The 18,575-nt window shown below is 66.4% G+C and carries 17 protein-coding genes; 9 read left to right on the forward strand and 8 right to left on the reverse strand.

What is annotated here, in order from left to right:
* The first annotated feature begins 183 nt into the window (after positions 1–183).
* From JQ572_RS14205 to JQ572_RS14230, 7 genes are all read left to right on the forward strand, one after another.
* Positions 184–2,358: a hybrid sensor histidine kinase/response regulator gene (locus tag JQ572_RS14205; protein WP_211383666.1), complete on the forward strand. Its 2,175-nt coding sequence runs from the start codon at positions 184–186 to the stop codon at positions 2,356–2,358.
* Positions 2,359–2,411: 53 nt separating this feature from the next.
* Complete coding sequence (locus tag JQ572_RS14210; RefSeq protein WP_211383667.1) at positions 2,412–4,370, forward strand: ABC transporter ATP-binding protein/permease; 1,959 nt, start codon at positions 2,412–2,414, stop codon at positions 4,368–4,370.
* Between the two features lie 109 nt (positions 4,371–4,479).
* Positions 4,480–5,304, forward strand: a complete 825-nt coding sequence (locus JQ572_RS14215; protein WP_211383668.1) for an FkbM family methyltransferase — start codon at positions 4,480–4,482, stop codon at positions 5,302–5,304.
* A gap of 21 nt (positions 5,305–5,325) precedes the next feature.
* Entirely contained in the window at positions 5,326–5,712 is a 387-nt protein-coding gene (locus JQ572_RS14220; RefSeq protein ID WP_211383669.1) for a VOC family protein, read from the forward strand.
* A gap of 72 nt (positions 5,713–5,784) precedes the next feature.
* Positions 5,785–6,270, forward strand: a complete 486-nt coding sequence (locus JQ572_RS14225; RefSeq protein ID WP_211383670.1) for a pyridoxamine 5'-phosphate oxidase family protein — start codon at positions 5,785–5,787, stop codon at positions 6,268–6,270.
* Complete coding sequence (locus tag JQ572_RS35060; protein ID WP_249129063.1) at positions 6,270–6,512, forward strand: hypothetical protein; 243 nt, start codon at positions 6,270–6,272, stop codon at positions 6,510–6,512. Before JQ572_RS14225 ends, JQ572_RS35060 begins: the two co-directional genes overlap by 1 nt.
* Before the next feature lie 186 nt (positions 6,513–6,698).
* Positions 6,699–8,876: an OmpA family protein gene (locus JQ572_RS14230; RefSeq protein ID WP_211383671.1), complete on the forward strand. Its 2,178-nt coding sequence runs from the start codon at positions 6,699–6,701 to the stop codon at positions 8,874–8,876.
* A 157-nt stretch (positions 8,877–9,033) separates the two neighbouring features.
* Here JQ572_RS14230 and argG read toward each other — a convergent pair whose 3' ends face one another.
* The 6 genes from argG to JQ572_RS14260 all read right to left on the reverse strand — a co-directional run bounded on the left by argG (position 9,034) and on the right by JQ572_RS14260 (position 14,949).
* Complete coding sequence (argG, locus tag JQ572_RS14235) at positions 9,034–10,377, reverse strand: argininosuccinate synthase (protein ID WP_211383672.1); 1,344 nt, start codon at positions 10,375–10,377, stop codon at positions 9,034–9,036.
* Positions 10,378–10,471: 94 nt separating this feature from the next.
* Entirely contained in the window at positions 10,472–11,248 is a 777-nt protein-coding gene (locus JQ572_RS14240) for a phosphatase PAP2 family protein (protein ID WP_211383673.1), read from the reverse strand.
* A gap of 57 nt (positions 11,249–11,305) precedes the next feature.
* Positions 11,306–11,800 carry a hypothetical protein gene (locus JQ572_RS14245; RefSeq protein WP_211384207.1) on the reverse strand — a complete coding sequence of 165 codons (495 nt, stop codon included), beginning with the start codon at positions 11,798–11,800 and terminating at the stop codon, positions 11,306–11,308.
* Positions 11,801–11,926: 126 nt separating this feature from the next.
* Positions 11,927–13,129, reverse strand: coding sequence for a dual-specificity RNA methyltransferase RlmN (rlmN, locus tag JQ572_RS14250; protein WP_211383674.1), 1,203 nt, complete (start codon positions 13,127–13,129; stop codon positions 11,927–11,929).
* A gap of 201 nt (positions 13,130–13,330) precedes the next feature.
* Positions 13,331–13,993 carry an invasion associated locus B family protein gene (locus tag JQ572_RS14255; protein WP_211383675.1) on the reverse strand — a complete coding sequence of 221 codons (663 nt, stop codon included), beginning with the start codon at positions 13,991–13,993 and terminating at the stop codon, positions 13,331–13,333.
* Positions 13,994–14,109: 116 nt separating this feature from the next.
* The gene (locus JQ572_RS14260) at positions 14,110–14,949 is read right to left on the reverse strand and encodes an SDR family oxidoreductase (RefSeq protein WP_211383676.1); all 840 of its coding nucleotides are present in this window, start codon (positions 14,947–14,949) and stop codon (positions 14,110–14,112) included.
* A gap of 149 nt (positions 14,950–15,098) precedes the next feature.
* Between JQ572_RS14260 and JQ572_RS14265 the strand changes: the two genes are divergently transcribed.
* Entirely contained in the window at positions 15,099–16,073 is a 975-nt protein-coding gene (locus JQ572_RS14265) for an NADPH:quinone oxidoreductase family protein (RefSeq protein WP_211383677.1), read from the forward strand.
* A gap of 81 nt (positions 16,074–16,154) precedes the next feature.
* Here the strand turns inward: JQ572_RS14265 and JQ572_RS14270 are convergent, their stop codons facing one another.
* Both JQ572_RS14270 and JQ572_RS14275 read right to left on the reverse strand, forming a co-directional pair.
* On the reverse strand, positions 16,155–16,535 hold the full coding sequence (locus JQ572_RS14270; RefSeq protein WP_211383678.1) for a YkvA family protein: 381 nt from the start codon (positions 16,533–16,535) through the stop codon (positions 16,155–16,157).
* A gap of 91 nt (positions 16,536–16,626) precedes the next feature.
* The gene (locus JQ572_RS14275; protein WP_211383679.1) at positions 16,627–16,929 is read right to left on the reverse strand and encodes a 4a-hydroxytetrahydrobiopterin dehydratase; all 303 of its coding nucleotides are present in this window, start codon (positions 16,927–16,929) and stop codon (positions 16,627–16,629) included.
* Positions 16,930–17,081: 152 nt separating this feature from the next.
* On the opposite strand from JQ572_RS14275, the gene JQ572_RS14280 reads away from it, so the two are divergent.
* Positions 17,082–18,527, forward strand: a complete 1,446-nt coding sequence (locus JQ572_RS14280) for a TAXI family TRAP transporter solute-binding subunit (RefSeq protein WP_211383680.1) — start codon at positions 17,082–17,084, stop codon at positions 18,525–18,527.
* Positions 18,528–18,575 lie beyond the last annotated feature (48 nt).

An 18,575-nucleotide genomic window follows, 5' to 3' on the forward strand; every position in this document is an offset into this window, starting at 1 on the left:
ATGCTTCGATCCCCGGCCGAGATGGCCGGGGTCTGCTACGGCCGGCGTCAATTTGAGTGGATTTTTCCGCCGCCGCGCGCCGCGCGCGATTCTTTGGGATTGCAACCTCCGGTTCCGGCCACAAGCCGCTTCCTTCCCGCCGCGAAATTCAAGTAAGCTCTCCGGTGGGGGACCGGAGCGACCGTGCAGGGCGCGCAACGCAATTCGCTGAAATTGCTGCAGTGGATGATGGCTGCATCCCTGGCGCTGCCGATTGCGCTGTTCGCGATCGCCTCCACGATCTCCTACGCCTCGACAAAAGACATCGCCGACCGGGAGATCGAGCGCACCCTCGATGTCGTGCATGAGCACGCGCTCAAGGTGTTCGAGACGATCGACCGCAGCCTCGCCGAGCTCAACGAGGTGGTCCGCGGCCTTCCCGACGACACCATCCGCGCGCGCGAGCCGGTGCTGCACCGGCGCCTGAAGCGGCTCACCGATTCGCTGCCGCAGCTCAAATCGGCCTGGATCTTCGACGCGGACGGAACGTCGCTGGTCAACAGCCTCGCCTCGCCGCCGCCCGCACTGAGCTTTGCGGACCGCGACTATTTCTATGCCCATGCCGACCAGACCATCGGCACATTCATCGGCGCCTCGCTGACGCCGCGCGCGCCTTATCAGGGTGCGCGCTTCTTCGGCGTGAGCCGCCGCCGCGAGACCGACGACGGCCGTTTCATCGGCGTGATCCAGGCCTCGGTGCTGCCGGAATATTTCGAGAGCTTCTATGCCAGGATCGGCACCGAGCCCGGCAGCTTCTTCGCGATGGGACGCGCCGACGGCGTGGTGCTGGCGCATTTTCCGCGGCTCGACGGCGACTTCCGGCTCGACCCGAACGGCCCGGTCGGCCGGAACATCTCCGCTCGCCCCGAGCACGGCCTCATGACCGTCGCATGGCCCTCGGACGGCATCGAGCGGCGCGTCGGCTACCGGCGCATTGCCGAATATCCGATCTATGTCAGCGCGGGGCTCGAGACCTCGGCGATCCGGGCGCACTGGTTCGCCACCATGGGCCAGCATCTGGTGTTCGGCATTCCCGCCACCGCGCTCCTGTTCCTGCTGCTGGCGCTGGCGATCCGGCGCACGCAGCATCTCCAGGCCGAGGCCGCAGCGCGGCGCGAGGCCGAGGAGGCGCTCAAGCACAGCCAGCGCCTGGAGGCGCTCGGACAGCTCACGGGCGGCGTCGCGCACGACTTCAACAATTTGCTGACCGTGATCCGCGCCTCGGTCGACCTGTTGAATCGGCCGCAACTGAGCGAGGAACGACGCCAGCGCTACATCACCGCCATCGCTGACGCGGTGGCGCGCGCGGCCAGGCTGACCTCGCAGCTGCTCGCCTTTGCGCGGCGCCAGACCCTGAAGCCCGAAGTGTTCGACGTCGGCGCCCGGATCCAGTCGCTGCACGACATGCTGGCGACGCTGCTCGGACCCGCGATCGAAATCGCGATTCGGCTGCCGGCCGAGCCCTGCCTCGTCAATGCCGATGCAAGCCAGTTCGAGACGGCGTTGATCAACATGGCGACCAATGCGCGCGATGCCATGCACGGCAAGGGCCGGATCATCTTCGAGGTCGAGGCCGCGACGACCATTCCCGACACGCTGGCGCCTGTCTCAAGCAGCCGTGACCTTACCGGCAACCATGACCTTGGAAGCAAGCATGGCTTCGTCGGCATCGCCGTCAGCGACACCGGCACAGGGATTCCCGCCGCGCGTCTCGGGCGCATCTTCGAGCCGTTCTTCACCACCAAGCAGGTCGGCCACGGCACCGGTCTCGGCCTGTCGCAGGTGTTCGGCTTCGCCCGGCAATCCGGCGGCGAGGTGACGGTCACGAGCGAGGTGGGACACGGCAGCACCTTCTCGCTCTATCTGCCCCGCGTGCCGGCGGATCTGCTGCCGCAGCGGCAGGCGCCGAGCACGGCCCCGGCGGTGGCCGGCAACGGCATGTCGGTGCTCGTGGTCGAGGACAATATCGAGCTTGCGAACTTCGCCGCCGACGGCCTCACCGAGCTCGGCTACAGCATCACGCTGGTCGACAACGCAACCGACGCGCTTGCCGAGCTGGTCATGGACGCAGATCGTTTCGACGTGGTGTTCTCCGACATCGTGATGCCTGATATGACCGGGCTCGATCTGGCGCAGGCGATCCGCGACCGCGGCATCGGCGTGCCGGTCGTGCTGACCACCGGCTACAGCGAGGCGCTGTCCCGGGACGGAAGCCTCGGTCTCGATCTCGTGCAAAAGCCGTACGCGATCGACGAGCTGTCCCGCGTGCTGCACCGGGCAGCGCGGCTGCGGCGCGTCCGGGACGGTGCGGCAGAATGAACCCCGCGCCGGAACTTGCGGGAACCGTTTGATTTTTCTGGCGTTATCCGGTCATGCAAAAGCCGGCCGAAAAGCGCAAACAGGGCAAGACGCCGCCCATTGTCGAGATCAAGGGCGAGAGCGGCGACGAGGTCGCACCGCCGCCGCCGGAGCTGCTCGAGCCCGATCCCGAGCTGTCGCCCGAGGAGGCCGAGCAGGCCCGCAAGGACTATCTGCTGACGCGGTTCTGGATCAGCGCGCGCGGCTTCTGGGCGCGCAACGGCGACCGGCTGGCATGGCTCTACTCGATCGGCCTCGGCGTGCTGATCGTCCTGACCGTCGGTTTCCAGTACGGCATCAATGTCTGGAATCGCGCGATCTTCGACGCGATCGAGAAACGGGATGCCCCAAGCGTCTTCCATCTCTCCGCGGTGTTCCTTCCGCTCGCGATCGGCAGCATCGTGCTCGGCGTGGCGCAGGTGTTCGCGCGCATGGGCATCCAGCGGCGCTGGCGCGCCTGGCTGACGGCGAGCGTGCTGACGCGCTGGCTCGGCAATGGCCGCTACTATCAGCTCAATCTCGTCGACGGCGACCACAAGAATCCGGAATACCGGATCGCGGAGGATCTGCGCGTCGCGACCGATTCGCCGGTGGATTTCCTCGCCGGCGTGACGTCCGCGCTGCTGTCGGCCGCGACCTTCATCGTCGTGCTCTGGACCATCGGCGGCGCGCTCACGGTCACGCTTGGCGGATCGTCGATTACGATTCCCGGCTTCCTGGTGATCGCCGCGATGCTCTATGCCGCAATCGCATCGGGCTCGATCCTGGCGATCGGCCGCCAATTCGTGCAGGTCTCCGAGGACAAGAACCAGGCCGAAGCCGACTTCCGCTACACGCTGACGCGTGTGCGCGAGAACGGCGAGAGCATCGCGCTGCTCGGCGGCGAGGAAGAAGAGCGTGACGGCATCGACCGCAACTTCACCAACGTCCTGCGGCAATGGGCGCGGCTTGCCGGCCAGCACATGCGCACCACGCTGGTGTCGCAGGGCTCGAGCCTCGTTGCTCCCGTGGTCCCTCTCCTGCTCTGCGCGCCGAAATTCCTCGACGGCAGCATGTCGCTCGGACAGGTGATGCAGGCGGCCTCCGCCTTCACCATCGTGCAGAGCGCGTTCGGCTGGCTGGTCGACAATTATCCCCGCCTCGCCGACTGGAACGCCTGCGCACGCCGCATCGCCTCGCTGATGATGTCGCTCGATGGCCTGGAACGCGCCGAGCAGGGCGACGGTCTCGGCCGCATCAAGCGCGGCGAAAACAGCAACGAGGCCATGCTGGAGCTGAAGGATCTTTCCGTCACGCTCGACGACGGCACCGCGGTGGTCGGCGAGACCGAGGTGGTGATCGAGCCCGGCGAGCGGCTGCTGGTCGCCGGCGAATCCGGCACCGGCAAGAGCACGCTGGTGCGCGCCATCGCGGGGCTGTGGCCATGGGGCGGCGGCAGCGTCAATTTCCATCCCGACCGGCGGCTGTTCATGCTGCCGCAGCGGCCCTACGTGCCCTCCGGCAGCTTGCGCCGCGCCGTCGCCTATCCCGGCGCGGAGGACGACTGGACCGTCGACGAGATCGGCGAGGCGCTGCACAAGGTCGGCCTCGACCATCTCAAGGAAAAGATCGGGGAAGAGGGCCCATGGGACCAGACGCTGTCCGGCGGCGAGAAGCAGCGCCTCGCCTTTGCACGGCTGTTGCTGCACAACCCCGACATCGTCGTGCTCGATGAAGCGACTTCGGCGCTCGACGAGAAGAGCCAGGACAAGATGATGAAGATGGTCATCGGCGAACTGCCGAAGGCGACCATCGTCAGCGTCGCGCACCGCGTCGAGCTGGAAGCCTTCCACAGCCGCAAGATCGTGCTGGAGCGTCGCAAGGGCGGCGCAAAACTGGTCAGCGACGTCGACCTGATCCCGCGCAAGGGCAAGCGCAAGCTGCTCGGACGTTTCCTGCGCCAGCGCAAGGTCCCGCCGAAAAAGGCGGCGTGACGTAGCCCGGATTTCGCTGCGCTCCATCCGGGCTACATTCTTTTTTCCCCACATTGGAGTCCCCGACAAAACCGGCTATGCATGCGCCGCTTGCAACGAGGGCCAGCGCTTGACGACCGACAATGCCCCTTCGTCCGCGCCATTCGGCGCGTTTGCACCTAGCGCAGGGCAGGCCGCGATCCTTCGCCTCGCGGCCCGCTCGGTGCTGAAGCGCGGCGCGTTCCGGCCCTGGATTTCGCGGCTGGTGAACCTGCTGCGCGGCGGTCCGGTCGACGTGCAATATCAGGGCGCATCGTTCCGCTTCTATCATCAGGGCAGCGCCACCGAACGCGGCGCGCTGTTCAATCCCGACTACAATCTCGACGAGCTCGACTTCCTGCGTCAGCACACGCCGGCCGGCGGCGTGTTCGTCGATGTCGGCGCCAATGTCGGCACCTTTGCGCTGGTGATGGCGCGACATGTCGGGCCCTCGGGCAAGGTGGTCGCGATCGAGCCGCATCCGATGACGTTTGAACGGCTGTCGTTCAACCAGGCCGCATCGCAAGCAACGCATGTCCGCCTGGTCCAGGCCGCCGCCAGCGACAGCGACGGCGAGCTGATGATCGAAACCGGCGGCGGCAATCTCGGCGCCACCCACGTCGTCCCCGGCACGGCCGGTGCCGAGGCCATCAAGGTCCCGTCGCTGCGGCTGACGCGCATTCTGGACGAGGCCGGCGTCACGCAGGTGGACTCCTTGAAGATCGACGTCGAGGGCTTCGAGGACCGCGTGCTGATCGGCTTCTTCCGCGACGCGACGCAATCGCTGTGGCCGCGCGCGGTGGTGATCGAGCACCTGTCACAAAATGAATGGCAGGAAGATTGTATCGCCGACATGGTCGCGCGCGGCTTTGCGGTTGCGCGCAAGACGCGGAGCAATACATTCCTGTCGCGCTGACAACGAACGGCGGAGGTTGCGATGATCGACCATATGGGCTTCCCGGTCTCCGACTATGAGCGCGCCAAGGCGTTCTACGCCAAGGCACTGGCGCCGCTCGGCTACAGCCTGATCATGGAGGTCACGCAGGAGCAGACCGGCCACGATCCGGCCGCGGGCTTCGGCGCCGACGGCAAGCCGGATTTCTGGATCGGCGGCGAGGGCGCGCTGAACAAGCCTGTGCATGTCGCGATCCTGGCCAGGGACCGCGCAACGGTCGACGCCTTCTACGAGGCGGCCATCGCCGCCGGCGGCCGCGACAACGGGCCGCCCGGCATTCGGGCGCATTATCATCCGACCTATTACGGCGCATTCGTGCTCGATCCTGATGGACACAACATCGAGGCGGTTTGCCACGCCGCGGAATAGACGGGTTCCATCGTTCGGCAGGAACATCGTTCCGCGCGCGCCGTTATCGTCCCTTGCAAGAAGGAGCACGATATGGCCAACGACAATGCCCGCGACATCGACCGCGCCTGGGATCTGATGAAGACGATCGGATTCGCGATGCTGGTGACGCGCGACGGCGACAAGCTCCGCGCGCGGCCGATGAGCGCCTGTCTCGATCGCGACGCGAACACGATCTATTTCCTCACCGATACGCGGCGCCACAAGGACGAGGAAATCGCGCGCAATCCTTCCATCAACCTGTCGTTCGCGGATGCCGGCAGCCAGAAATACGTGTCGCTGACGGGCACCGCCGTCGTCTCCAACGATCGCGCAAAGATCAAGCAGCTGTTCTCGACGCCGGCCAAGGCGTGGTGGGACAGCGCCGAGGATCCCAACATTCGCGTGCTCAAGGTCACGCCGGACGACGCCGAGTTCTGGGATTCGCCGGGAACGGTGATCTCCTATGTGAAGATGGCCGCCGCGGCGGTGACGGGATCGCGCCCCGATATCGGCGAGAACCGCAAGGTCTCGATGTGATGCCGATCGAGCCGCCCGAGATTCCGCCGTCGACGCCGGGCACTCCGAGCGAACCGCCGCCGGGGATTCCACCCGGCAATCCGCAGCCTGAAATCACGCCGCCGGTGCGCGAGCCCGGCTCGCCACCGCGGCCCGACGAATTGCCGGGCCGCATGCCTGAAGAGATTCCATCACGCGGGCCGAACGGCCCGCTCACGCCTAGCCCCGCGACGGACGCAAGTCCGCCGCGTGATCGCATGTGAGGCGAAGCATCACATGCGGGGCAATTGCAACCTGCGTCTGAATGCGCAATGAACGTCACGAGCGTGAGGTGATTTGCGTGCAGAAATAAATCGGGCCGCGACGGCTTCGCCCGCCACATTCCGGCCTAACGCGTAGCTGTTCATCCCAACACTTCGTCAAAGAACCTTCCGGGGAAGTTCACCAACATGACCAACCTTCGTTTCGTGCTGCTTGCCACCACGGCTCTGACCGCGATGCAATTCGCAAGCTCCGCATCGCATGCGCAAGGCGCGCCGCCGCTCGTCGTCGCGCAGGCGCAGCCGCAAGAGACCGGCCCTGACGGAAAACCGAAGCAGCCTCCGAAGGGACCGCCAGCGGCCGCGCCGCCCGCGCGCCCGGCCCCGCCTGCGGCTGCACCGCCGCATCCGCCCGCTGCGCCTCCGCCGGCGGCCGCACCGCCGCGCCCGGCAGCACCCCCACCACCCCCCGCGGCCCGTCCGGCGCCGCCGCCGCCCCCACCGCCGCCGGCCGCCCCGAAGCCGCCTTCGCCGCCGCCGGCAGCAGCTCCGCAGCAGCGCGCGCCGACACCTCCGCCTCCGGCACCGCCCGCAGCACGCCCGGCTCCCGCACCGCCCGCCGCGGCCCCACAGCAGCACGCGCCCACGCCTCCGCCTCCGGCACCGCCCGCGGCACGCCCGGCTCCCACACCGCCGCCCGCCGCGGCTCCGCAGCAGCATGCGCCCACGCCTCCGCCGCCTCCGGCAGCGGGTCCTTCGGGACGGCCGGCGCCTGCGCCGACGGCAACGCCCACTCCGGCACCTGCTGCTCCCGCAGCGCGCCCGGCGACGCCTGCTGCCCCAACCGCCACGCCTGCGCCAACAGCAACCCCTGCGCCGACCGCAACGCCGGCTCCGGGCAGCACGCCGCCGACTGGCCGCCCCGGTGCACCGCCCCCTGGCGGACGTCCTGGCGCGCCTCCGGCGGCAGGGTCACCTGCTCCAGGCGCAACGCCCGCTCCGACCGCGACGCCTGCCCCTGGTGGCGCTCCGACGCCGCCACCCGGCCGTCCGGGTTCGGCTCCTGCGCCCGGCGCAACCCCGTCCCCGACTGCGACGCCGGCGCCCGGTGGCGCCGTGACACCGCCGCCGGGACGTCAGGGTGGCGTGCCTCCCGCGGGCGCCCCTGCTGCCGGAACCCCGCCAGCCCAGCCGCAGGCAGGCGTCCCGCCCCGGCCGCCGGCTCCTCCCGCCGGCGTCGCAGCCCCGAGCACCGTCTCCGGCTCGGCGGCCGCAACGCCGCCGCCCGGCAGAACGCAAAATGCTCCGCCGACGGTTGCGCCCGCTTTCCGCGCCGCGCCCACGACGACCACGCCCCTGCCGCCGGCGCCGCGTCCGCCGCAGCGTGACCTGACACCGATCGCGATCGGTGCGGGCGTGGTGGCCGGCGCCGTGATCGGCGCCACCATCGCCGACCTCCACAGCCAGCGGCGCGAGGCCGTCGAAGGCGGCCGCACCGTCTACACCGAGCCGGACCGCATCATCATCCGCGATCCGGGCGGGCAGACATACGTCCGCGGCAACGATCTCTATCGCTTCCGCTACGGCGCCCGCGACATCCGCACCGACACCGTCGGCGGCGACACCCGCACCGTCGTGATCCGTCCCGACGGCAGCGAGATCATCACCGTGGTCAGTCCGGACGGTCGGCTGCTGCGGCGAATCCGCAGGGACCCCCGCGGGCGCGAGATCGTCATCATCGACAACAGCTACCGCGATCCGCAGTCGATCGGCGGCTTCTATGTCGACGCGCCGCCTCCGGTGGTCAACATTCCCTACGATCGCTACATCGTCGACGCCCAGGAAGCGTCGCCGGATGTGATCTACCAGACCATGGTGGCACCGCCGGTGCAGCGGATCGACCGTCGCTACACGCTCGACGAAATCCGCTACAGCCCCAATGTTCGCATGCAGATGCCGAGCATCGACGTCAACACGATCAACTTCGAGACGGGATCGTGGACCATCCCGCCGGACCAGGCGGCGAAGCTCCAGTCGATCGCCGATGGTCTCAACCGTGCGATCCAGGCCAACCCGCGCGTGGTGTTCCTGATCGAAGGGCACACCGACGCGGTCGGCAACGACGTCGACAATCTGTCATTGTCGGACCGCCGTGCGCAGTCCGCGGCCGAATTGCTGACCCAGCAGTTCGGTGTGCCGGCTGAGAACCTGACGTCGCAGGGCTATGGCGAGCAGTACCTGAAGGAGCAGACGCAAGGGCCGAGCGTGATCAACCGGCGGGTCACCGTCCGCAACATCACGCCGCTGCTCAACGGCGGCCAGGCCTCGCTGCCGCCGCCCCCGCCCGGCACCGCGCCGCCGCGCTGAGGCGACACCCAAATGCAAAATGGCCGGGAGCGATCCCGGCCATTTTTGTCTTCGTTGCTGCGAGGAGCGAAGCGACGAAGCGATCCAGACTATCGCTGCGGAAAGATTCTGGATTGCTTCGCCTCGCTCGCAATGACGAATGAGGCAACAGTGCCGGCTACGGCTGGCCCTTGTCGTTCTCCAGCCTGAAGATCTGCGAGCCTTCGCTGCCCGAGAGCAGGCCCGTCTCCGTGTACAGCTTCAGCTTCGTGCGCGTGTCGGCGATGTCGAGATTGCGCATGGTGAGCTGGCCGATGCGGTCGGCCGGCGTGAAGGCGGCGTCCTCCACCTTCTCCATGCTGAGCCGCTCGGGCGCATAGGTCAGGTTGGGGCTCTCGGTGTTCAGGATCGAATAGTCGTTGCCGCGGCGCAGCTCGAGCGTCACCTCGCCGGTGACGGCGCGCGCGACCCAGCGCTGTGCGGTCTCCCGCAACATCAGGGCCTGCGAGTCGAACCAGCGGCCCTGATAGAGCAGGCGTCCGAGGCGCATGCCGCTGATGCGGTACTGTTCGATGGTGTCCTCGTTGTGGATGCCGGTGACGAGGCGCTCATAGGCGATGTGCAACAAGGCCATGCCCGGCGCTTCATAGATGCCGCGGCTCTTGGCTTCGATGATGCGGTTCTCGATCTGGTCGCTCATGCCAAGACCGTGGCGGCCGCCGATGGCGTTGGCTTCGAGGAACAGCGCGACGGGATCAGAGAAAGTCTGGCCGTTCAGCGCGACCGGCTGGCCTTCCTCGAAGCGCACCACGACCTTCTCGGCCTTGACGTTGCAGTCGTCGCGCCAGAACGGCACGCCCATGATCGGGTTGACGATCTTTATGCCGCTGTCGAGGCTTTCGAGATCCTTTGCCTCGTGCGTCGCGCCGAGCAGATTGCTGTCGGTCGAATAGGCCTTCTCGGCGCTCATCTTGTAGGCGAAGCCCTGCGCGGTCATGAACGCCGACATCTCGGCGCGGCCTCCGAGCTCGTCGATGAACTGCTGGTCGAGCCAGGGCTTGTAGATGCGCAGGCCCGGATTGGTCAGCAGGCCGTAGCGATAGAAGCGCTCGATGTCGTTGCCCTTGAAGGTCGAGCCGTCGCCCCAGATGTTGACGCCGTCTTCCTTCATCGCCGCGACCAGCATCGTGCCGGTGACGGCGCGCCCGAGCGGCGTGGTGTTGAAATAGGTGATGCCGCCGGTGGAGATGTGGAAGGCGCCGGACTGGATCGCGGCGATACCTTCGTGGACCAGCTGCGTGCGGCAATCGACCAGCACGGCCTTCTCGGCACCGAACTCCTGCGCCTTGCGCGGGATCTCGTTGTAGTCGGCTTCATCGGGCTGGCCGAGATTGGCGGTATAGGCGTAGCAGCGCGCGCCCTTCTGCTTCATCCAGAGCAGCGCCGCGCTGGTGTCGAGGCCGCCCGAAAACGCGATGCCGACTTTCTCGCCCTTGGGCAGGCTTTTCAGGATCGTGGTCATGGGGCTTCCAATCGGGTCTCAAGGGGGCTGATGTCGTTTGCGAGTTGACCGCGCGAATATCAAATTTCGCACGCCTCGGCACGCATTTAATGGCTCAAATCGACGGCTCGGGGCCCGTCTTGCTGCCGAACAGGCGCTGGCGGAGCCGGTAGGCGGGCATGTTCAGCCGGGTCAGGGCGGCATCGACCGCCTCGTCCGAAAATCGCGTCCGCGGCCAGCGGTAGATCAGCGCGTAGGCGAACCAGATCACGACGAAGGTGACGAGGCCGGCGATCGAGACATCGGTGAAGAAGTGGCCGCCGAAGGCCATGCGGAGCCCGCTGGTGACGGCACCGAAGACAACCGCACCGGCATAGGCGAGCGGCCGCCATGCCGGCGGCGCCAGCGCGGCGGGCGCCAGCGTCCAGAACGCGGTCGCGCCTTCGCCCGAGAAGAACGAGCAGTTGCGCGCGCAGTCGCCGCGCGGATCCCACCACGGCACGAACTGCTGGTCGCCGGCAAACTGCGTCACCACCACCGGACGCGGCCGGCCCCAATAGGTCTTGAAGGTGAGATTGGTCAAAATGCCGGCCGACAGGATGATGGTGACCAGCAGGAACACGATCGCGCGCCCCGACACCATCAAGGGACGATCGGGCCGGATCATCTTGACCACGAGCGCGACCAGCGGCGGCAGCACGAACGCCCAGGCAACCCACATCGCGGCGTCGCGCGCGAAGGCCGCCCAGTCGTTCAGCTTGAGCGGAAACGTCTTCGTCTCAGGGTCGAAAAACAGCGCGGCGAGCTTGAGATCGAGCTCGGGATAGAGGCCGAAGACGACGCCGATCACGAGCCACAGCGCCAGGGCGATGAAGAGTCCAGTCCGGTTCATGGCGCGCGGTTTAGCGGAGTGGGGCGGAGATGAAAACCCCGGGGAAGGTCAAGACAATCAGTGCGCATCCGGCCTTGAATTCGACGGCAGCGGCGGAGGTGGCTTGCGCGGCAGCGGCGGATTGCGCCAGGCGCCGGCGTTGCGGCCGGCGATCAGCCAGTAGACGACGCCCGCGACGATGCCCGCGCCCGTCATGATCTCCAGATGCCGCCGCACGACGCCCTCGAACTGCAAGGTGTCGGAGTGGAAGGGAACGAGGCCGAGATAGCAGGCGAGCCCGACGAGGCCGCCGCCGACGGCATAGGCCAGCGCGCTGCGGATGTAGAGCGCCTCGGTGATCGCGACGATCACCGCCGCCGGCACCAGCGCAAAGCCCGAGACGAAGATGAAGCCGAAACCGAGCAGGACGTCGATCGTGCCCTCATCGACGGGACCGGCGCCCAGATCGGCGAACTCCGGAAACAGCAGCGCGACGACCACGATCATGCCGCCGACGAAACAGGCGGCGAGAAAGCCGATGAAGATGACGACGAGGCGGCCGATCAGGGACATGCTGGGAAAACTCACTGCCCTTCATTGCGAGCGAAGCGAAGCAATCCATCCTGTCTCCGCGGAAAGACTCTGGATTGCTTCGCTTCGCTCGCAATGACGAGGATGCGAGACTGCGTGCATTGTCTATCAGTCCGTCATCGCCATGGCGCGCAGCGTCTGGCGTTCGCGGGCCGAGAGCTTTTCGGTCTCCGACTTGAGCTGGCCGCAGGCGGCGAGGATGTCGCGGCCGCGCGGGGTGCGCACCGGCGAGGAATAGCCGGCGTTGAAGATATATTCGGAGAATTTTTCGATCTGGTCCCAGTCCGAGCATTCATAGGCGGTGCCAGGCCACGGATTGAACGGGATCAGATTGATCTTGGCGTGAATGCCCTTGAGCAGCTTCACCAACAGCTTGGCATCGTCGAGCGAATCATTGACGCCCTTGAGCATCACATATTCGAAGGTGATGCGGCGCGCGTTCGAGGCGCCGGGATAGTCGCGGCAGGCCTGTAGCAACTCCTTGATCGGATATTTACGGTTGAGCGGCACCAGCTCGTTGCGCAGCTCGTCGCGCACCGCATGCAGCGAGATCGCGAGCATCACGCCGATCTCCTCGCCCGCGCGCACGATGTTCGGCACCACGCCCGAGGTCGACAGCGTGATGCGGCGACGGGAGATGCCGATGCCTTCATTGTCGCCGACGATCAGCAGCGCATCGCGCACCGCATCGAAATTGTAGAGTGGCTCACCCATGCCCATCATCACGATGTTGGTGACGCGGCGGGTGCCGTCCTCGCGATCGGCCCAGTCATTGAGGCGGTCGCGGGCGACCATGATCTGACCGACGATCTCGCCTGCGGTAAGGTTGCGCACCAGGCGCTGCGTGCCGGTGTGGCAGAAGGAGCAGTTCAGCGTGCAGCCGACCTGGGAGGAGACGCAGAGCGTGCCGCGATCGGTCTCGGGGATGTAGACGCACTCGACTTCATGCGCCTTCTCGACATTGTCGCCGCTCGGCAGACGCAGCAGCCATTTGCGGGTGCCGTCGTTGGAGATCTGCTCGGCCACGACTTCGGGCCGGTCGACGGTGAAGTGCTGCGCGAGCTCGGCGCGAATGCCCTTCGAGACCGACGTCATGTCGTCGAAATTCTGGGCGCCGCGGAAATACATCCAGTGCCAGAGCTGCTGCACGCGCATCTTGCGCTGCGCAGGCGCAACGCCGATTTCGTCGAGGCGATCGGCAAGCTCGGTGCGCGACAGGCCGATCAGAGACGGCTTGGCCGGCGGCACATAGGTTTCGAGCGGAGTCTTCTCCACCAGGATTGCGTTGTGCGGCTCGGTCGTCGGTTGCATTGAATGGACCTAATGGCTTGGTCGTTCCGGGATGGTCCTGATGACCAGACCCGGAACTTCGAGATTCCAGGCTCGATGCTGCGCATCGCCCCGGAATGACGGAAGAAATCTGGAACCGGCCATATATAGCAACCGGAACCGCCGATTGCGACCGTGATACCGCCTGCAGCCTTAACGCCGGCAGTCCTATTGTCGGCAGTCTTACCGTCGGCAGTCCTGCGAGATCCGGTCCAGCGCCTGGGCGAGACCCTTCAGCGAGAAGGTATCGGTCGTCTCGGTCCCCTTGGCCGAGACGCCCTTGACCACGAGATCGGCGGATTTGCGCATGGCTTCGACCATCCGATCCTCCTCGGCCGCGTTCTTGATCCAGAGGCCGTCGCCCTGCGTGTACATGGCGAAGGCGGCGCCGCCGACCTCGGCCGAGGATTCCGAGCCCGGCTTCAGCGCGTAGCCGATCATGACCGAGACCTCGTTGTTGACCTTCTCCGCCGGCCGCGTCGAGACGAAGGCATAGGCGGGATCGCGCGGCCGATTCGGTGGATTGGTCTTCGACGACGAGGGCTTGGCCAGCGCGAAGCAGACCTTCTTGCCATTGGGCGCGGCCGAATAGGCGCCCCAGGTGCCGAACTGGCCGATCAGGGTCGGCTCGGCGCCGCCCGCAACCGCCGCGGGCGGGGCCACCGGCTTGCTCTCGGGCTTTGCGGCCGTCTTTCCGGTCGCATGGGCCGCCGACGCGGCTGATTTCGGTGCAGGCTCTTTCGGTCCAGGCTTGGGCGCCGGTTGCGCCGTCTGCGCCCGCGCGGAATCGGTGATTCCCAAGGCCGCAACGCCAATCATCAAAGCTAAATTCAGCACCCGCCACATGCTGGAGTGGTTCCCTCAATATTGTGACTGGAAGATGGCCCGGCCGCGCGTTGTCCCCGCGGCAGGGATACCCGGGAAAGTCCAATTTGGGAAGGCAGTTAAGGAGGACGCAGCATCTAGCTTTTGATGCGCGCAGCGCGCTGTTCGGCCCATTGCGCGTCGGTCCAGCGCAACAGGTCTTCGGCGCCGGAACTGCGCAAATGCGCGCCGCCGTCGATCACCACCATCTCGCCATTGATGTAGCCGGCGCCGTCCGAGACCAGGAAGCTGGCGAGGTCGGCGAGCTCGCCATGCTCGCCGGTGCGCCCCAGCGGGTTGCGCGCGGTCCAGCCCTCGTCACGGCCCTCGGGGCGGAGCTGCCCCGATGCCCCGGCGGTCGGGAACGGTCCCGGCGCGATCGCGACGGTACGGATTCCCTTCGGGCCCCACTCGACCGCGAGACTTTTGGTCATCGCCAGCACCGCCGACTTCGCCATCGCCGACGGCACGGTGAAGGCGCGACCGGTGATGGTCGAGGTCGAGAGGATCGAGAGCACGACGCCGCCATGCCTGGCTTCAATCCAGCGTTTGCCGGCGGCGAGCGTGCAATACATCGCACCGTGCAGCGTCGGCGCCAGGATCGCATCGGCGGCGCGGAACGACAGATGTTCGCTCTGCGCGATGAAGGTCGCGGCGGCATTGTTGACGAGAATATCCAGCGGTGCCTCGCGCCAGATCGCGTCCATCATCGCATCGACGGCGGCGCCATCGCGAATGTCGCAGGCGATCGCCGTGACCTTGCCGCCGGTCTGCGCGCGCATCTCGCTCGCAGCCGCATCGAGCCGATCGAGCCTGCGGCCGCAGATCACGAGCTCGGCGCCAAGCGTGAGGAAGCGGCGCGCCATCGCAGCACCGAGACCCGAGCCGCCACCGGTGACGAGGATGCGCTTGTCCTTGAGCAGGCCTGTTTCAAACATCGTTTGAATCCTTGTTCTTCTTGTTTCGTCATTGCGAGGATAGGCCCTCGCGCTGCCTGAGACAAAGAAACCGGATTGTCGGCCGTGCCTAAATCCGGCAGAAACGATCCAACTTATAATTCCACCTCGAAACGCCCCAAGGTGCCGCCATGAAAGCCATCCTCTGCTCGCAATATTGCCAGCCCGACGATCTCGTGCTCGCGGACGTACCGGATCCGGTGGCAGGTCCCGGCGAAGCGGTGATCGCGATCAAGTCCGCGGCGCTGAACTTCTTCGACCTGCTGATGATCCAGGGCAAGTACCAGATCAAGCCGCCGTTCCCGTTCTCACCGGCCGCGGAAGTCGCCGGCGTGATCGAGAGCATCGGCCCCGGCGTGACGGATCTGAAGGTCGGCGATCGTGTCGTCGCGTCCTGCGGCCACAACGGCGCGCGCGAAAAGATCGCGCTGCCGGCGGCATCGATCGTGAAGATTCCCGACAATCTCGACTTTGACCGCGCGGCCGGCATCATCATCATCTACGGCACCGCGCTGCATGCGCTGGAAGACCGCGCCAGCCCGAAACCGGGCGAGACGCTCGCGGTGCTGGGCGCCGCCGGCGGCACCGGCCTTGCAGCCTGCGAGCTCGGCAAGCTGATGGGCCTGAAGGTGATCGCCTGCGCCTCGTCGGACGAGAAGCTCGAATTCGCCAAAGCGCATGGCGCCGAGCTGACGCTGAACTACGGCAAGGAAGATTTGAAGGAAGGCTTGCGAAAACTCACCGGCGGCAAGGGCGTCGACATCATCTTCGATCCGGTCGGTGGTGCGTATGCCGAGCAGGCGCTGCGCTCGATCGCCTGGGAAGGCCGTTTCCTCGTGATCGGCTTCGCCGCCGGCGACATTCCGAAGATGCCGCTGAACCTCGCGCTGTTGAAGGGCTGCGACATCCGCGGCGTGTTCTGGGGCGCCTGGACCCGGCTCAATCCGGCCAAGAACCGCGCCAATCTCGAGAAGCTGGTGAAGTGGACGGCGGAAGGAAAGATCTCCTCGCATGTCGACCGCACCTTCCCGCTGGCGCAGACCGCCGACGCCCTGAAGGTGCTGGCGGGACGTCAGGCCATGGGCAAGGTGATCCTGCATCCGTGAGGATGCAGGGCGTATCGCAAACTCCTCTACGGGTCGGCCTGGCTTTCGCCAGGACGACGTTGGAGTGCAAGTAGCGCACTGCTACTGCGCTTCCCCCTCACCCAGCCCACGCTTCAAAACAGCACGCGCAGCCTCACGATGTTCCGTCGTGATATGGCCGGCGACCATGCGGATGGCGGTGGCGAGCACGGCGGCGTCGTCGGTGAAGCCGAGGATCGGCATCACGTCGGGAACGAAGTCGAACGGCAGGATGAAATAGGCGATCGCCCCGAGCAGCGAGGCCTGAACGTGGCGCGGCGTCTGCCGGTCGAACGCGCAGTAATAGGCGGCGAGCAGGTCTTCGGCGAACGGCAGATGCGCGGCAACGCGCTTCAGCTTGCGCCAGAAGCGGCGGCGTACGCCCTCGCGATCTTCCGCGAGCCGGTCGGCCGGCTCGAAACCGACGCTGTGTTCGGCAGCCATGTTCGGAAAACTCCCGGTTCAGCAAGGGGAGGCAGATCGCCGCATCCCGTGCTGACCACAAGATAAGGATGCCCCCGGTCGCTGCAAGACGTCAGCCTGGTGTCAGCCTGGCGATCGCGTTCATCGTCTTGGCCAGCTCGATGTCGAGCGCGGTGACGCCGCCGGCATCATGGGTCGACAGCACCACCTCCACCGTCTTGTAGACGTTACGCCATTCGGGGTGGTGGTCCATCTTCTCGGCGACCAGCGCGGCCCTGGTCATGAAGCCGAACGCCTCGTTGAAGTCCTTGAAGACAAAGGTCTTCGCGATCGCGTCGCGACCCTCGATCTCGGTCCAGCCCGATAGTCCTCCGATCGCCTGCCTGCGCGCCTCCGCCGAAAGCCGTTCTGCCATCCTCGCCTCCTTGCTTCAGGGGAACTTTACCCTAACTCCGTGCTGACACCCCGGGTTCATCCGGGATTTGCTCCATCCGCTAACCATGACGGAGATGTAACCCCGCTGGACAAGAAATTTGCTACACTTGCGGGTGTAAATCGCCGGCCAAGATGAAACTGAGCCTCAAGCGACTGTTCGGGAGATCGATGACCGGGGGATTGGACCTGGCCGAAGCGCCCAACCCGCCTTCGCCGCGATCAGCGGCGCGGAAGACGGCGCTCGTGACTCTCGCACTGGTGCTTGCGATCGTCGGAGCGCTGGCCGGCGGCTATTATTTCGCGATGCGTCCGGTGACGCTGAAGATCGCGGTCGGTCCCGCCAACAGCGATGACCTCAAGGTCGTGCAGGCGTTGACGCAGGCCTTCGCGCAGAGCAAGAGCCAGGTGCGGCTGCGCCCGATCCAGACCGACGGCGCCACCGCCAGCGCCGAAGCGCTCGCGGAAGGCAAGGCCGACCTCGCCATCGTGCGCGGCGACGTCGACGTGCCGAAGAACGCGCAAGCGGTCGCAATCCTGCGCAAGAACGTCGTGGTGCTGTGGTCGGTGCCCGGCAAGGGCAAGAAGAAGGGCGCGAAGATCACCAAGATCACGCAGCTCGCCGGCCATCGCGTCGGCGTGGTCGGCCGCACCCAGGCCAACGTCAACCTGCTCAAGGTGATCCTCCAGCAATACGGCGTCGATCCCGCCAAGGTCGAGATCATTCAGTTCCCGGCCAATGAAGCCGCCGAGGCGATCAAGGCCCAGAAGGCCGATGCCTATCTCGCGGCCGGCCCCGTCAACAGCAAGATCACGTCGGATGCGATCGCCGCATCCGCCAAGGATTTCGGCACGCCGGCCTTCCTCGCGATCGATTCGGCGGATGCGATCGCACAGAATCATCCGGTCTATGAAGCATCGGAGATTCCCGCCGGCACCTATGGCGGCTCGCCCTCTCGTCCGGACGACGAGGTCAAGACCATCAGCTTCGCGCACCACATCGTGGCGCGGAAGGCCGTGTCCGAAACCACCATCGCGGCGTTCACGCGCCAGCTTTTCGCGGTCCGCCAGCAATTGGTAACGGAATTCCCGCTGACGGCAAAGATCGAAACGCCCGACACCGACAAGGATGCGGTGATCCCCGCGCATCCGGGCGCGGCCGCCTTCGTCGACGGCGAGGAGAAGACCTTCCTCGACAAATACAGCGATTACATCTGGTGGACCCTGATGGCGCTCTCGGCCATGGGCTCGCTCGGCGCCTGGTTTGCGGGCTATCTGAAGAAGGACGAGCGCGACAACAACAGCCATCTGCGCGAGCGGCTGCTCGACATGATCCCCGCCGCACGGAAGAGCGAGACCACCGAAGATCTCGACCAGATGCAGACCGAGGCCGACGAGATCCTGCGTGACACGCTGCGCTGCTACGACCACGGCGCGATCGAGGAAGGCGCCCTCACTGCCTTCAACATCGCGCTCGACCAGTTCCACGCCGCTGTCGCCGACCGCAAGGCGGTGCTGTACAGCCAGCCGCAGAGCCCGCAACGCGCAGGCCCGCAGTTCAGGGCCGCCGGCAACGGGTAGACGCCTGCGCGCGTAATCGCTGCGTCACATTGCCTCAATATAGCATCG

Source organism: Bradyrhizobium sp. SZCCT0153, assembly GCF_018129995.1.
GTDB classification, from domain to species: Bacteria; Pseudomonadota; Alphaproteobacteria; order Rhizobiales; family Xanthobacteraceae; genus Bradyrhizobium; species Bradyrhizobium japonicum_G.